Source organism: Caldimonas hydrothermalis (assembly GCF_056746695.1).
The window spans coordinates 1-15,767 of the sequence record NZ_JBWQXA010000001.1 but is presented as its reverse complement, the minus strand read 5'-3'; the positions used below and the strand labels follow the sequence as shown (position 1 = coordinate 15,767).

The 15,767-nt window shown below is 68.1% G+C and carries 13 protein-coding genes; all 13 read left to right on the top strand.

Annotated elements, in window-relative coordinates:
• Positions 1-21 precede the first annotated feature (21 nt).
• A complete protein-coding gene (locus AC1ECW_RS00065; protein ID WP_409704994.1) occupies positions 22-3,804 on the top strand; it encodes a nitrate reductase subunit alpha in 3,783 nt (1,260 codons plus the stop codon).
• A 19-nt stretch (positions 3,805-3,823) separates the two neighbouring features.
• Positions 3,824-5,347, top strand: coding sequence for a nitrate reductase subunit beta (gene narH / locus AC1ECW_RS00060; protein WP_409704996.1), 1,524 nt, complete (start codon positions 3,824-3,826; stop codon positions 5,345-5,347).
• Positions 5,348-5,363: 16 nt separating this feature from the next.
• Positions 5,364-6,044, top strand: coding sequence for a nitrate reductase molybdenum cofactor assembly chaperone (gene narJ / locus AC1ECW_RS00055; protein ID WP_409704998.1), 681 nt, complete (start codon positions 5,364-5,366; stop codon positions 6,042-6,044).
• Positions 6,041-6,775, top strand: coding sequence for a respiratory nitrate reductase subunit gamma (gene narI, locus AC1ECW_RS00050; RefSeq protein ID WP_409705000.1), 735 nt, complete (start codon positions 6,041-6,043; stop codon positions 6,773-6,775). Before narJ ends, narI begins: the two co-directional genes overlap by 4 nt.
• Before the next feature lie 13 nt (positions 6,776-6,788).
• The gene (locus AC1ECW_RS00045; protein WP_481200882.1) at positions 6,789-7,598 is read left to right on the top strand and encodes a peptidylprolyl isomerase; all 810 of its coding nucleotides are present in this window, start codon (positions 6,789-6,791) and stop codon (positions 7,596-7,598) included.
• A gap of 19 nt (positions 7,599-7,617) precedes the next feature.
• Positions 7,618-8,313, top strand: a complete 696-nt coding sequence (locus tag AC1ECW_RS00040; RefSeq protein ID WP_409705004.1) for a carbonic anhydrase — start codon at positions 7,618-7,620, stop codon at positions 8,311-8,313.
• A gap of 89 nt (positions 8,314-8,402) precedes the next feature.
• Positions 8,403-8,846, top strand: a complete 444-nt coding sequence (locus AC1ECW_RS00035; RefSeq protein WP_481200881.1) for a universal stress protein — start codon at positions 8,403-8,405, stop codon at positions 8,844-8,846.
• Between the two features lie 77 nt (positions 8,847-8,923).
• The gene (locus tag AC1ECW_RS00030) at positions 8,924-10,135 is read left to right on the top strand and encodes an NAD(P)H-dependent flavin oxidoreductase (protein WP_409705008.1); all 1,212 of its coding nucleotides are present in this window, start codon (positions 8,924-8,926) and stop codon (positions 10,133-10,135) included.
• Between the two features lie 9 nt (positions 10,136-10,144).
• Positions 10,145-11,419, top strand: a complete 1,275-nt coding sequence (locus AC1ECW_RS00025; RefSeq protein WP_481200880.1) for an NnrS family protein — start codon at positions 10,145-10,147, stop codon at positions 11,417-11,419.
• A 64-nt stretch (positions 11,420-11,483) separates the two neighbouring features.
• The gene (locus AC1ECW_RS00020; protein WP_409705012.1) at positions 11,484-13,145 is read left to right on the top strand and encodes a L,D-transpeptidase family protein; all 1,662 of its coding nucleotides are present in this window, start codon (positions 11,484-11,486) and stop codon (positions 13,143-13,145) included.
• Positions 13,146-13,316: 171 nt separating this feature from the next.
• Positions 13,317-13,496, top strand: coding sequence for a hypothetical protein (locus AC1ECW_RS00015; RefSeq protein WP_409705014.1), 180 nt, complete (start codon positions 13,317-13,319; stop codon positions 13,494-13,496).
• Positions 13,493-14,287 (top strand): DUF3304 domain-containing protein, encoded by a 795-nt coding sequence (locus AC1ECW_RS00010; RefSeq protein ID WP_481200879.1) that lies wholly within the window; start codon positions 13,493-13,495, stop codon positions 14,285-14,287. Before AC1ECW_RS00015 ends, AC1ECW_RS00010 begins: the two co-directional genes overlap by 4 nt.
• A gap of 107 nt (positions 14,288-14,394) precedes the next feature.
• Positions 14,395-15,767: T6SS phospholipase effector Tle1-like catalytic domain-containing protein (locus AC1ECW_RS00005; protein WP_481200878.1), on the top strand; the 1,373-nt coding region annotated here is incomplete at its 3' end.

Here is a 15,767-nt window from a genome sequence, read left to right as displayed (position 1 = left end):
GAACAGAACAAGGAGCCTCCGATGAGCCACTTTCTGGACCGACTGACCTACTTCAACCAGCCTAAGGAACACTTTGCCGACGGCCATGGCGTGACCACCGGTGAAGACCGCACCTGGGAAGACGCCTATCGCGCCCGCTGGGCCCACGACAAGATCGTGCGCTCCACCCACGGCACCAACTGCACGGGCTCGTGCTCGTGGAAGATCTACGTGAAGGGCGGCATCGTCACCTGGGAAACCCAGCAGACCGACTACCCTCGCACCCGGCCCGACCTGCCCAACCATGAGCCGCGCGGCTGCGCGCGCGGCGCCTCCTATTCCTGGTACCTCTACAGCGCCAACCGCGTGAAGTATCCGATGGTGCGTGGCCGCCTGCTCAAGCACTGGCGCGCGGCCAAGGCCGTGGCCCGCACGCCGGTGGACGCCTGGGCCAGCGTCGTGGAGAACGACAGCCAGCGCCGCGACTACCAGCAGCAGCGCGGCCTGGGCGGCTTCGTGCGCGCGACCTGGGATGAGGTCAACGAGATCATCGCAGCGGCCAACGTCTACACGATCAAAAAGTACGGCCCGGACCGCGTGATCGGCTTCTCGCCCATCCCGGCCATGTCGATGATCTCCTACGCGGCCGGCAGCCGCTACCTGTCGCTGATCGGTGGCGTGTGCATGAGCTTTTATGACTGGTATTGCGACCTGCCTCCGTCCAGCCCGCAAACCTGGGGCGAGCAGACCGACGTGCCCGAGAGCGCCGACTGGTACAACTCCACCTTCCTGATCGCCTGGGGCTCCAACGTGCCCCAGACGCGCACGCCCGATGCGCACTTCTTCACCGAGGTGCGCTACAAGGGCGCCAAGGTCGTGGCCATCACGCCCGACTACGCCGAGGTCTCCAAGCTGGCCGACCTGTGGATGCACCCCAAGCAGGGCACCGACGCTGCGCTGGCGATGGCCATGGGGCATGTGATCCTGAAGGAGTTCTACTTCGACAAGCGATCGAGCTACTTCGACGACTACGCGCGCCGCTACACCGACCTGCCGTTGCTGGTGCGGCTCAAGGAGCACACCCTGCCCGACGGCAGCACCACGCTGGTGCCCGACCGCTATGTGCGCGCCAGCGACTTCAACGGCAAGCTCGGCCAGGCCAACCACCCCGAGTGGAAGACTGTGGCCTTCGACGAGATGGGCAAGGTGGTGCTGCCCAACGGCTCCATCGGCTTCCGCTGGGGCCCGGACGGCCGGCCCGACGCCGGGCGCTGGAACCTCGAGAACAAGGAAGCCCGCCACGGCCACGACGTGAAGCTCAAGCTGTCGGTGCTGGAAGAGGGCGCGCAGGCCCATGAGGTGGTGGATGTCGCCTTCCCTTACTTCGGGGGAATCGACACTCCGCACTTCAACGCGAACAAGTCCACCGGCGACGTGATACGTCGCAAGGTGCCGGCGGTGCGCATTGCGCTGGGCAAGGCCGGCGAGCCGCGCGAGGCGCTGGTGGCCACGGTCTTCGACCTGCTGGTTGCGAACTACGGTGTCTCGCGCGGCTTGCCCGGCGAGAACGCAGCACTCTCCTACGACGACAACGTGCCCTACACCCCGGCGTGGCAGGAGAAGATCACCGGCGTCAAGCGCGAGCAGGTGATTGCGGTGGCGCGCCAGTTCGCCGACAACGCCGACAAGACGCATGGCAAGTCCATGGTGATCATCGGCGCGGCGATGAACCACTGGTACCACAGCGACATGAACTACCGCGGCATCATCAACATGCTGATGCTGTGCGGTTGCGTGGGCCAGAGCGGGGGCGGCTGGGCGCACTACGTGGGCCAGGAGAAGCTGCGCCCGCAGACCGGCTGGACGGCGCTGGCCTTTGCGCTGGACTGGATCCGCCCTCCGCGCCAGCAGAACTCCACCAGCTTCTTCTATGCCCACACCGACCAGTGGCGCTACGAGAAGTTGGGCGTCGAAGAGGTGCTCTCGCCGCTGGCCGACAAGACCCAGTTCCAGGGCAGCCTGATCGACTACAACGTGCGCGCCGAGCGCATGGGCTGGCTGCCCAGTGCGCCGCAGCTGCAGACCAACCCGCTGCAGGTGGTGCGCGACGCCCAGTCCGCCGGCCAGGACATCAAGGACTACGTCGTGAGCTCGCTCAAGAGCGGTGCGCTCAAGATGAGCTGCGAGGATCCGGACCATCCAAACAACTGGCCGCGCAACCTTTTCGTGTGGCGCTCCAACCTGCTGGGCTCGTCCGGCAAGGGGCATGAGTACTTCCTCAAGCACCTGCTGGGCACCGCCCACGGCGTGCAGGGCAAGGACCTGGGCCCTGACGATGCGAAACCGAAGGAGGTCGCCTGGCACGCCCAGGCCCCGGAGGGCAAGCTCGACCTGCTGGTCACGCTCGACTTCCGCATGAGCACGACCTGCCTGTACTCCGACATCGTGCTGCCCACGGCCACCTGGTACGAGAAGAACGACCTCAACACCAGCGACATGCACCCCTTCATCCACCCGCTGTCCACCGCGGTGGACCCGGCCTGGCAGGCCCGCTCCGACTGGGAGATCTACAAGGGCTTTGCGAAGAAGTTCAGCGAGGTCTGCGTGGGCCATCTGGGGGTTGAGAAGGAAGTGGTGCTCACGCCGCTGATGCACGACACCCCGGCCGAACTGGCCCAGCCCTTCGATGTGCAGGAATGGAAGAAGGGCCAGTGTGAGCTGATCCCAGGCAAGACCGCGCCGCAGATCACGGTCGTCGAGCGTGACTACCCCAACACCTACAAGCGCTTCACGGCCCTGGGGCCGCTGATGGAGAAGGTGGGTAACGGCGGCAAGGGCATCACCTGGAACACGGCCGAGGAGGTGCGACAACTGGCCGAACTGAACGGCAAGGTGCACGAAGAGGGCGTGACGAAGGGCATGCCGAAGATCGAGACCGACATCGATGCCGCCGAGGTGGTGATGATGCTCGCGCCCGAGACCAACGGCCATGTGGCGGTGAAAGCCTGGGAGGCGCTCTCAAAGATCACCGGCCGGGAACACGCCCACCTGGCCCTGCACCGAGAGGACGAGAAGATCCGCTTCCGCGACATCCAGGCCCAGCCGCGCAAGATCATCAGCTCGCCCACCTGGTCGGGCCTGGAAAGCGAGAGCGTCAGCTACAACGCCGGCTACACCAACGTGCACGAGCTGATCCCCTGGCGCACGCTCACCGGCCGCCAGCAGTTCTACCAAGACCACCCGTGGATGATCGCCTTCGGCGAAGGATTCACCAGCTACCGCCCACCGGTGGACCTGAAGACGGTGGACGAGGTGATGAACCGCAAGCCCAACGGCAACCCGGAGATCACGCTCAACTTCATCACGCCGCACCAGAAGTGGGGCATCCACTCCACCTACAGCGACAACCTCGTGATGCTCACGCTCAACCGCGGCGGTCCGGTGATCTGGCTGAGCGAGGACGACGCGAAGCGCGCCGGCATCGTGGACAACGACTGGGTCGAGCTCTTCAACGCCAATGGCGCGATCGCAGCGCGCGCGGTGGTGAGCCAGCGCGTCAACCCCGGCATGGTGATGATGTACCACGCGCAGGAAAAGACCATCAACACCCCGGGCAGCGAGATCACCGGGCAGCGTGGCGGCATCCACAACTCGGTGACCCGCATCGTCACCAAGCCCACGCACATGATCGGCGGCTATGCGCAGTTGAGCTACGGCTTCAACTACTACGGGACCATCGGGACCAACCGAGACGAGTTCGTCGTGGTGCGCAAGATGAAGCGCATCGACTGGCTCGACGACGGGACCCCGGCGACCGCCGCCTGACAAAAAGGAGATACCTGCGATGAAAGTCCGCGCACAGATCGGCATGGTCCTCAACCTGGACAAGTGCATCGGCTGCCACACCTGCTCCGTCACCTGCAAAAACGTCTGGACGAATCGACCAGGCATGGAGTACGCCTGGTTCAACAACGTCGAGACCAAACCCGGCATCGGCTATCCGAAGGAATGGGAGAACCAGGACAAGTGGCACGGAGGCTGGGTCCGCAAGGCCGACGGCAACATTGAGCCACGCCAGGGGGGCAAGTGGAAGCTGCTGATGCGCCTCTTCGCCAACCCCAACCTGCCCGAGATCGACGACTACTACGAGCCCTTCACCTTCGACTACGACCACCTGCAGTCGGCGCCGGAGTCCAAGGCCGCGCCGGTGGCGCGCCCGCGCAGCCTCATCACGGGGCAGCGCATGGAGAAAATCGAGTGGGGGCCGAACTGGGAGGAGATCCTGGGCGGCGAATTTGCCAAGCGCTCGAAGGACAAGAACTTCGAGGAGGTGCAGAAGGACATCTACGGCCAGTTCGAGAACACCTTCATGATGTACCTGCCGCGCCTGTGCGAGCATTGCCTCAACCCGGCGTGCGTGGCCTCCTGCCCCTCGGGCTCGATCTACAAGCGCGAGGAGGACGGCATCGTCCTGATCGACCAGGACAAGTGCCGCGGCTGGCGCATGTGCGTCTCGGGCTGTCCCTACAAGAAGATCTACTACAACTGGCAGACCGGCAAGGCCGAGAAGTGCATCTTCTGCTACCCCCGCATCGAGGCCGGCCAGCCCACGGTGTGTTCCGAAACCTGCGTGGGCCGCATCCGCTACCTGGGCGTGCTGCTCTACGACGCTGATCGCATCGAGCAGGCGGCCAGCGTCGAGCACGACCGCGAGCTCTACCAGGCCCAGCTCGACATCTTCCTCGACCCCAACGACCCCAAGGTAATCGAACAGGCCCGCGCCGACGGCATCCCCGAGGCCTGGCTGGAGGCGGCACGCAACAGCCCCGTCTACAAGATGGCGGTGGACTGGAAGGTGGCGCTGCCGCTGCACCCCGAGTACCGCACCCTGCCGATGGTGTGGTACGTGCCGCCGCTGTCGCCCATCACCGCCGCGGCCAACGCCGGCGACATCGGCATCAACGGCGAGATCCCCGACGTCAACCAGTTGCGCATTCCCGTGCGCTACCTCGCCAACATGCTCACGGCCGGGGAGACGGCGCCGGTGGTGCGTGCGCTCGAGCGCATGCTGGCGATGCGCGCCTATCAGCGCGAGAAGCATGTGGAAGGGCGCATCAACACGACGGCGCTGCAGCAGGTCGGCATCGACCAGGCCACGGTGGAGGACATGTACCAGGTGATGGCGATTGCCAACTACGAGGACCGCTTCGTCATCCCTACCACACACCGCGAATACGCCGAGAACGCTTTCGACGTGCGCGGCAGCTGCGGCTTCTCCTTCGGCAACGGCTGCTCCGATGGCAGCACCGAGACCAGCCTCTTTGGCAGCAAGAAGAAGCGCACCATCCCCATCAAGGCCACCGTCTGAGCGCAGGAGCACCACGATGAAACGTTTTCCTTCCGAAAGCTGCCGCGCGGTGGCCTGCCTGCTGGGCTACCCGGACGACACGCTGCGCGCCGCCCTCGACGAGATCGAGGCGGTGGTGATGGCCGAGTCCGCCCTCAGCGCCGAAGCCCGTGCCGGCCTGCAGGCCCTGATCCGGCAATTGCGCCGCGGCGAAGCCTTCGAAGTCGAGGCCCGCTACGTGGACACCTTCGACCGCGGACGCGCCACCTCGCTGCATCTCTTCGAGCACGTGCACGGTGACTCGCGTGACCGCGGCCCGGCGATGGTGGACCTGCTGCAGACCTACGAGCAGGCCGGCCTCTACCTCGCCCCGGGTGAACTGCCCGACTACCTGCCCGTGGCCCTGGAGTTCGCCGCCACGCAGCCGGCGGCTGTGGCGCGCGATTTCCTCGGCGAGATGGCGCACATCCTGAACGCCCTGCACAGCGCACTCGTGCAGCGGCACAGCCCCTATGCGGCGGCGATTGCCGCGGTGCTGGAAATGGCTGGCGAGCGTGTCCAGCACTTGGCCCTGCCGCCCGAAGAGGGCCTGGACGACGCCTGGGCCGAGCCCCCGGCTTTCGACGGCTGCGCCACCAGGGGCCAGAACCGGCCGGATCAACCCCAGCCCATCCACATCGTCCGCAAGCCCGCAGCTTCCCAAGGAGCACGCGCATGAAAGCCACCGTCGATTTCTTCTTTTTCGGCCTCTACCCCTACATCTGCCTCGGGGTGTTCTTCGTCGGCAGCCTGCTGCGCTTCGATCGCGATCAGTACACCTGGAAGAGCGATTCCTCGCAGTTGCTGCGCACCGGCCAGTTGCGCTGGGGCAGCAACCTCTTCCACGCCGGGGTGCTCTTCCTCTTCTTCGGCCACTTCGTGGGCATGCTCACGCCGCACTTCCTGTACGAGCCCTTCATGAGCTCGGGCACCAAGCAGGTGCTGGCGATGACGGCCGGCGGCATCGCCGGCGTGCTGGCGCTCATCGGGGTGAGCCTGCTGCTGCACCGCCGCCTGTCGGACCCGCGCATCCGTGCCACGTCCAAGACCAGCGACATCGTCCTGCTGTGGCTGCTGTGGGTGCAGCTCGCGCTGGGCTTGGCCACCGTGCCGCTGTCGGCCCAGCATCTGGACGGCAGCGTGATGCTGGTGTTGGCCGAGTGGGCGCAGCGCATCGTCACCTTCCGGCCCGGGGCCGCCGAGCAGATGGCCGACATCTCCTGGGTCTTCCGCGCCCACATGGTCCTGGGCATGACGATGTTCCTGATCTTCCCGTTCACCCGCCTGGTGCATGTGTGGAGCGGCTTCGGCGCCATCGCCTACCTGCTGCGGCCTTACCAGGTGGTGCGCTCACGCCGTCTGAACCTGCCGGCCGAACACCATGCCCCGGCCCGCCGCCCCGTGGCCTGAAGGAGACAATGCCATGACCATCGACACCCTGGGCCTGGTGGCCCGCGTCAACGGCCGGCCGCTCCACGCCCCTGGCCAGGCGCTGCCGCCCGAGGTGCTGCGCCAACGGGCCTGCACCGAGCTGCTGCGCCAGGCCGCGCAGGCTGCCGGCCTGCTCGACGCTGCTGACCAACCGGGCACCGACGGCGTGATCAGCGAGGCGGCCGGCGCCGCGATCGAGGCCCTGCTCGAACGCGAGCTGGCGCTGCCCGAGCCGTCCGAGGAGGCGCTGCGCCGCCACCATGCGGCGCACGCCGCCCAGTACAGTGAAGGCGAGCGGGTGCGCGCCCGCCACATTCTGTTCGCCGTGACGCCCGGCGTGGACGTGAAGGCCCTGCGCCTGAAGGCCGAAAGCGTGCTGCTGGAACTGCGCTGCCACGACGAAGGCCAGACCCAGGCCGATCGGGACCGGCGCTTTGCCCGGGCGGCGCAGGACTGGTCGAACTGCCCCAGCGGTGCGCGCGGCGGCGTGATCGGTGACGAGGAGGGTTGGCTGCGCGCAGCCGACTGCGCTCCCGAGTTCGCCCGTGAGATCTTCGGGCACACCGAGGTGGGCGTGCTGCCTCGCCTGGTGCACACCCGCTTCGGCCTGCATGTGGTGGAGGTGCTGGAGCGCCACGCCGGCCAGGCCCGGCCCTTCGAGACTGTGCGCGGTGCTGTGCGCCTGGCGCTGCAGCAGCAGGCCTGGGTGACCGCGCTGCGCCAGTATCTGCGCCTGCTGGCCGGGCAGGCCGAACTCGATGGGGTGGCGCTCGACGCCGCCGACACGCCCCTGGTGCAGTAGGGCGCAGGGGAGTGCGGCCATGCCCGACGAGCTGATCGAGCGCCTGCGTCGTTTCCACGACGACTACTTCCCCCGACACCAGGCGCGGTTTCGCGACCTGGTGGACCAGGGGCAGCACCCCACCACGCTTTTCATCGGCTGCTCGGACTCCCGTCTGGTGCCCTACCTGCTCACCGGGACGGGCCCGGGCGAGCTCTTCATCGTGCGCAACGTGGGTGCGCTGGTGCCGCCTTACGACGGCAGCCACGGCCACCATGGCACGACCGCGGCCATCGAGTTTGCCGTGCTCAACCTGCATGTGACGCGCATCGTGGTGTGCGGCCACAGCCATTGCGGCGCCATGAAGGCTTTGTACGAGGAAATCTCGCCCGAAGCCCCGAACCTGGCCCGCTGGCTCGACCTTGCCCGCGAGGCAGCCCTGCCGGTGCAGCCCAGTCCCGAGGCCCTGCGCCGGACCGAGCAGCGCGCCGTGGTGTTGCAGCTCGAACGCCTGATGGACTATCCGATGGTGCGCTCCCGGGTGGAAGCCGGGACGATCACACTGCACGGCTGGCACTACGTGATCGAGGACGGCGAGGTGCACGTCTTCGACGTGCTGGCCGGTGGCTTTGTGCCGGCCTCACGGTCCGAGCACAGCGGGACCGGGCCGTACGTGCCGGCCGAGCAGGACGTGTGCTTCAACGAGATCGACAGCCGACTGCACCCGTCCCGATGACCCCAGGCTTGACGTGGAGCAAGCCGAGATGCACACGCGCGGCGTAGAGTGTGCATGAGGGCCCGAGGCGGGCTCGGACGGAGGCTCCCATGTTCGATCATCTGCTCGTGCCCGTCGATGGCAGCGATCTCAGCGACAAAGCCATGCATGCGGGCTTGGCCCTGGCCCGGCGCCTGGGGGCCCGCGTCACCGGCTTCATCGTCGAGCCCTTCGCCCCACCACCGGCCAGCATCGGCGAAGGCTATGCCTATGGGCGCATCACCAAGACCCATGACGAAGCGGTGCGCGCGCATGCCGACGAAGTGCTCGGCCGCTTCGAGCGTCTCGCGGCACAGGCGCAGGTGCCCTTCCAGCGCGTGAGTGTGCAGGCCAACAACATCGAGGACGCCATCGTCGATGCCGCAGCCCGGCACCAGTGCGATCTCATCGTGATGGTCACGCATGGCCGCGGTGTCTTTGGTGAACTGATGTGGGGCTCGCACACGAAGAACCTCATGTCGCGCACGAAACTGCCCGTGCTCGTGCTGCATTGACGAGCGTCCATTGAGCAGGGTCAAGGCCCTGCCGGTGTCGTGCGCTTACCTTCACACCTCCATCACGAGGTGTGTCCATGTCCGAAGTCTCGTCTTCCGTCGAACCCGCCATGGCCGGCCTGCTCGAACGCAGCGGCCTGTCGGCGCTGGTGCTCAAGGGCGCTCGCCTGCTGCCGATCGTGCAGGGGGGCATGGGCGTGGGGGTGTCGGCCCATCGTCTGGCAGGCAGCGTGGCCGCACTCGGCGGTGTGGGCACGCTCAGCAGCGTGGACCTGCGCCGTCACCACCCCGACCTCATGGAGCGCACCCGCGGCCTGGGCGTCGGCAAGGCCGCCAAGCAGGCCATCGATGCGGCCAACCTCGAAGCCATCGACCGCGAGGTGGCCGCTGCCCGTCGGCGCAGCGGCGGTCGGGGCCTGCTGGCGATGAACGTGATGCGCGCGGTCAGCGAATATGCCGCCAGCGTGAAGCGTGCATTGGAGGCCGGCATTGACGCCATCGTGGTGGGGGCCGGATTGCCGCTGGACCTGCCCGACCTGGCACAGGACCATCCCGACGCCTTGCTCATCCCCATCCTGTCCGACAGCCGCGGCGTGCAGCTCATCGTGAGGAAGTGGGAGCGCAAGAAGCGTCTGCCCGACGCCATCGTGATCGAACACCCCCGCCTGGCAGGCGGTCACCTGGGCGCCGCGAAGATCGCCGACCTGAACGACCCACGCTTCGACTTCGAACGGGTGCTGCCCGAGACCCGCGAATTCCTGCGCAAGGCCGGCATCGAACGCGAGATCCCGCTGATCGCCGCCGGTGGCATCCGCAGCCATGCCGACATCGTCCGCATGCAGTCGTTGGGGGCCAGCGCCGTGCAACTGGGCACCCCGTTTGCGGTGACCGAGGAGGGCGACGCCCACCCCGAGTTCAAGCGCGTGCTGGCGCAAGCCCGCGAGGAGGACATGGTCGAGTTCACCAGCGTGGCCGGTCTGCCCGCACGCGCAGTGGCCACCCCCTGGCTCAAGGCCTACCTCAAGATCGAGAAGAAGCTGCAGGCCGTGGCGCACTTGAAGAGCCGCTGCACCAAGGCCTTCGACTGCCTGGCCCAGTGCGGGCTGCGCGACGGTCTGCCCGGCTGGGGCCAGTTCTGCATCGACCACCAGCTCGCTGCCGCCTTGCGCGGCGACGTGAAGAAGGGCCTGTTCTTCCGGGGTGTGGGCCCCTTGCCCTTCGGTGACCAGATCCGCAGCGTGCGTGAGCTGGTCGAACGGCTGCTCACCCCGGCTGCGGCGGCGGCCTGAGGCACGGGCATGCGCACCATCCCTATCCGGCCAGGGCCTGCCGCGCCGGCGGTGCCGCCGCCCGCCTGGCGTGCCTCCTGGCTGCTGGCCGCGCCGCACCGGCTGGGCTTTTTTGCCGGGGCGGTGATGCTTTCGGCCAGCGCCCTGTGGTGGCTGATCGTGCTGGCCAGCCGCCAAGGCCTGGTCCCGCCCCTGCCCTGGGCCCTCTCTCCCAGCCTGGCCCATGCCCTGCTGATGAGCCAGGGTTTCATGCCGCTGTTCATCACGGGCTTCCTCTTCACGGCCGCTCCGAAGTGGCTGGGCCTGCCACCGGTGGCCGCGCGCAGCCTGCTGGCGCCCACGCTGGCCTGCCTGAGCGGCTGGGCCGTCTTCCTGATGGGGGTGCATGGGCTGGCTCCAATGGCGGCCATCGGCCTGTCGGCGGTGGCCTGGGGCTGGAGTGGATTCACCCGGCGCTACCTGCAACTGCTGCGCAAGTCCACGGTCGAGGACCGCACCCATGCGCGTGTGGTGGGCACCGCCTGCCTGGTCGGCTCGATCGGCCTGTGGGCCGCGGTGGTCGGCCTGGTGCTCGAAGAACCAGGCTGGACCTTGGCTGCCGCCTCTGCGGGCCTGTGGTGGTTCATCGCCCCTGTCTACGCCGCCGTGCTGCATCGCATGGTGCCCTTCTTCACGGCCGCTGCGCTCCCGGCGCTCGATGCCTGGCGGCCGATGTGGCTGTTGTGGACCTGGCTGGTGGTGCTGGGGGCGCAGCCGCCACTGGCCTGGGCGGCGCGACAGTCCGGCCCCCTGGCTGCGCTGGCGATTAGCATCAACGGGGTCGCCGGGCTCGCCGCCCTGTGGCTGGCGGTGCGCTGGGGCCTGGTGCAAAGCCTGCGCATCCGTCTGCTGGCCATGCTGCACCTGGGCTTCGTCTGGCTCGGCGTGGCCCTGCTGTTGCAGGCCGCGGCCCAGGCCTTGTGGTGGTGGGGCGGGCATGCCCTGGGTCTGGCCCCGCTGCACGCGCTCACGCTGGGTTTTCTCGGATCCATCCTGCTGGCCATGGCCACGCGCGTGTCCTGTGGGCACGGCGGGCGCACGCTCGTGGCCGACGACTTCGCCTGGGGGCTGTTCTGGGGCCTGCAGGCCGCTGTGGTGTTGCGCCTGCTGGGGGCGGGGCAGGGGTCGGCCTCGGGCGTGCTCGTGCTGGCCTCGGCGGCGCTGTGGGCGGCCGTGGCCCTGGGCTGGAGCTGGCGGTATGGGCGCTGGTTCGGTCGGCCGCGTGCCGATGGCCGGCCCGGGTGACGACGAGGTTCGCCGATTCGGGGGATGCCGTGACCGCCGGTTTCAGGGTTACCGTTGGCACCTCATGCGTCTGCCCGCTCTGTTCCTTGCGGCCTGTGCGGCCGCCGTGTCCATCGCCCCCTCGCCCACCGCGGCGGCGGCCCCGCCGCCGGCCCGGTGGCTCGATCACCCCGAGTCGATCCGGGTCATGCCGGTTCCGTCGGCCGAGGCCGAGACCCTGCGGCGCTTCCACGCCCTGGGCCCGGCCGGCCTGCGATGGTTCGATGCGCAGGGCCGGGCTCGCCCGGTGCTGGCCGAAGCCCTGTCCCTGCTGGCCGCGGCCGAGGACGACGGGTTGCATCCCGGCGACTACGAGGCCGATGAACTCGCACGGGCCGTTCAATCCGGGCGTGCAGCCGCTGCCGGCAACGGCACCCCGTCAGCCCTGCCTGCGCTGGACCAGCGCCTGAGCCTGGCCGTGCTGCGCTTCCTGCGCGAGCTGCACCTGGGCCGTGTCGACCCGCGCCGGCACGGCTGGAAGCGCCGACCCGCCCGGGTCGAGCCCGACCTTGCCGCCCTCTTGCACCAGGCCCTGGAGGCCGGACGGCTGGCCCCCGCCGTGCAGGCCCTGCGACCCGCCTGGCCCGCCTACGAAACGCTGCGGGCCGCCTTGCCGGCCCTGCGGGCGCAGGCCGCCCGGGAAACGCCAGCCCCGTTGCCGGTCTTCCGGCCCAGTCTGCGCCCCGGGCAGTCGCATGCACAGGCGGTGCGGGTCTTCGAGCGGCTGCGCTTTCTGGGTGAGCTGCCTGGCGATGCACCCCCGCCCACCGACCCGACCCGCTATGACCCAGCCTGGGAACCGGCGGTGCGCCGCTTCCAGGCCCGCCACGGACTGAATGACGACGGGGTGATCGGGCCTTCCACCGTGGCGGCGCTCAACGTACCGCTGTCGCAGCGTGTGCGTCAGGTCGAGCTGAGCTTGGAGCGGCTGCGCTGGATGCCTCCCCCGCCGGGCCAGCCTCTGATCCTGGTCAATGTGCCGATGTTCCGGCTGTGGGCCTATGCCGACGCGACCGCGGAGCCGGCCCTGGCGTTGCGTGTGATCGTGGGCCGCAGTGGCAAGGACGCCACCCCCTCGATGATGGAGGAGCTGCGCTACCTCGTCTTCCGTCCCTACTGGAACGTGCCGTCCGGCATCCTGCGCGACGAGGAGCTACCGCGCATCGAGGCCGACCCGGGCTACCTGCACCGCCAGAACAAAGAAGTGGTGGACGGCCCGGCGGACCATTCCCCCGTGCTGCCGTTCGGTGCTGAGGCCCTGGCCGGTCTGCGTGAGGGCCGCCTGCGCCTGCGCCAGAAGCCGGGTCCGGGCAATGCCTTGGGCGCCGTGAAGTTCATGATGCCCAACGACGAGGCCATTTATCTGCACGACACCCCGGCGCGCAGCCTCTTCCTACGCGAGCGGCGAGACTTCAGCCATGGCTGCGTGCGCGTGCAGGAGCCGGCTGCCCTGGCCACCTGGGTCCTGCGTGAACACCCGGGCTGGAACGCGCAGCGGGTGGCCGCGGCGATGCGCGACGATGCCGTCCCCTCGCAGTACGTGATGCTCGACCGTCCGGTGACGGTTGCCCTGGCCTACTTCACCGCCTGGGCCGAGTCGCCGGGAGCCCCCGTGCGATTTGCGGCCGATGTGTACCAGCGCGATGCACCGCTGGCACGAGCACTCCAGCGGCGCCGCTCGGACTGAAAAGGGACCGGCCACTCGAGGGGCGAGGAAGGCCGCTGCTCCCGCGCCCCCACTGTTGCCCTGCGTGCCGCGCTTGTCACACCCTGTTTCCAAAACCTGCTGGCCCGCGCCGGGAGGGGCTTGCTAGCATCGCGCGGCTTTCAGGGACAAGACAAGCAAGGGAGGCCTGTGATGACCGAGCCTTTCGATGCGGCCGCGCTGGCGGCGGGCTGGCTGGACAGCCGCGCTGAGCTGCACACCGTGGGGGCCGACGCTCGGATGCATCGCATCAGCGGCCACATCGCCCAGGCCTTGAGTGTGCTGGCTGGTGCGCCCCCGGCCGCCCAAACCGTGTGCGCGAGGCCCTGGTGAAGCCCGGCGACAGGGCCCTGCTGGAGGATGAAGATCCGATGAAGCGGGAAGTGAAAGCTGCAAGCGGGTGGCTGTTGCCGAGGCTGCTGTGGCTGTGCGCCGTGCTGCTTAGCGGCTGCGCAGGGGCGGTGCGCGCCGATCGCGATGCGGTGGCGGTGACGGCGGTGAACTACACGGGGCGGGAATTGAACGCGGTGCTGTTCATCGATCCGCAAAACGATCAAAAAGTGGCCGGCGGCCCCGGGGTGGACCCTTACAGCGGCAATGGTGCGATGTGCTGCTACGCGCTGCCGAGGCGGTGGCGGCCGGGCATCCAGGTGAAGCTGCGCTACGACTGGTGGACGGGTTCGTCGTATGACCGACGCTACGAGACGATCGTGCGGGAGCTGCCGCCGTATCCGACGGACGAACCGGGGGTGTTGTGGGCCTTGTTCTATGAGGACGGCAGCGTCGAAGTGCTGGCCAGCGCGGTGGACCCGGGGCATCCGCAATGGCCGGGCAAGCTCAAGCACTGGCCGATCCCGAGCCGGGAGCACAGGCTCAAGCTGTGGCAGATGCGATATGACCAAGAGGCAAGGCTGCTGCCCCACTTCGAGAGGATGGCCAAAGGCCTGGATGCGGCTGAGAGACAGCAGAAATGGAACTACTACGCCCAGCGATGGAAGGAAATGATCGCTGGTTTCAAGGGGCCGGACGATCCTGAATTCATCGAAAAGCTGAAGCGTTATGGCGAGGAATCGGCTGCATCGGTGCGAGCGCGCCTCTTGGAGATGGAGAAAGTGAAGCCATGAGCATCAGGCTGGCACGAGCGATTGATCCAAAGGCTTATACGGATCCCTCAGTGATGGAGCAGTTCTTCACAGAGGATGATCAAATCAAGATTCAGCACAACTATGTCGTGCCCCGCGAAACCCCCGCCATCGGCCAACCTGGCCGTTCGTGCGAGACGAACCTGTTTTTCGGATTTTTCTTCGATGGCACGCGCAACCACTACGGGCTGAGCGAGCAGCGCGACGACCACACGCATTCGAACGTGGCGCGCTTGTTCGAGGCCTACCCGGGGCAGACGATTGCCCCGCGCTCGGCGATCACGGCGCGGGCGCTGTGGCCCAACGAGGCGGCGTATCCGGACTACTTTCGCGTCTATCTGCCCGGCGTGGGCACGCCCTTCGAGGAGATCGACGACAGCGGTGCAGGCCTGGACGAGAAGCTGGGCTCGGCCTTTGCACGCTGGGGCGAGCGGCGCATCCTGTGGGCGCTGGCCCAAGCGATCAATGCCGTGCACCGCTACTTTCACAAAAGGGCATTGGTCTCGCATGCCGAGGTGGTGGAGTGGTCGCAGCAGGTGGACTTGGATCGCCGGGGCCTGCGTGAGCTGCCCAGACTGGTGTGGCCCGAGGCCGACGGCCAGGGCGCGCCGCACGCCATGGCGTGCCTGGAGCGGGTGTTGCGCCGTTTGCACGACGCTTTGCGGGCCCACATTCCCGATGCGCGCACGGGCCAGCCGGCGCGGGTGGACCCGGGCATCGTGCGCACCGTGTACGTCAGTGCGTTCGGGTTCTCCCGCGGGGCGGCGATGGCGCGGGCGTTTGCCAACTGGTTCGTCGCGCTGTGCGAGCTCGATGCGCGCCTGCTGGGGCGCAGTGGGCGCACTTTGGGCGGGTTTGCGGTGGAGTTCGATTTTCTGGGGCTGTTCGACACGGTGGCCTCGGTCGGGTTGGCTTCCACCGCGCTGGTGGGCCATGGGCATGGGACCTGGGCCGATGCGCAAGTGTCGCTGCGCATCCCGGCGGGCATCAAGTGCACGCACCTGGTGGCCGCCCATGAGGTGCGCCGCTCGTTTCCGCTGGACTCGATCTCGGTGGGCGGGGTGTTGCCCGAGGGCTGTCAGGAAATCGTCTTTCCCGGCGTGCACTCCGATGTGGGCGGTGGCTACGCGCCGGGTGAACAGGGGCGGGGCAGCGACCCCCTGGGCGCAGACCTGTTGTCACGGATCGCCCTGGCCATCATGTACCGCGAGGCGCGTTTGCAGGGCGTGCCTTTCAGGCTGGAGCAGGCGCGCTCGTTCGTGAAGGACCGATTTCGCATCGCTCCTTCGACCATCGCTGCGTTCAACGCTTACATCGAGGCCAGCGAGCGCTATGCGCACAGGCATGCGCGCCCTGGGATGCCGCCGCTGCGCGCCTTGATGCGCACGCAGATGGAGCTGGCCATCCTGTGGCGCCGGCGCTGGGCCGGCCGCCTGGGCGAGATGCCGGTGCTGGCCCGCGC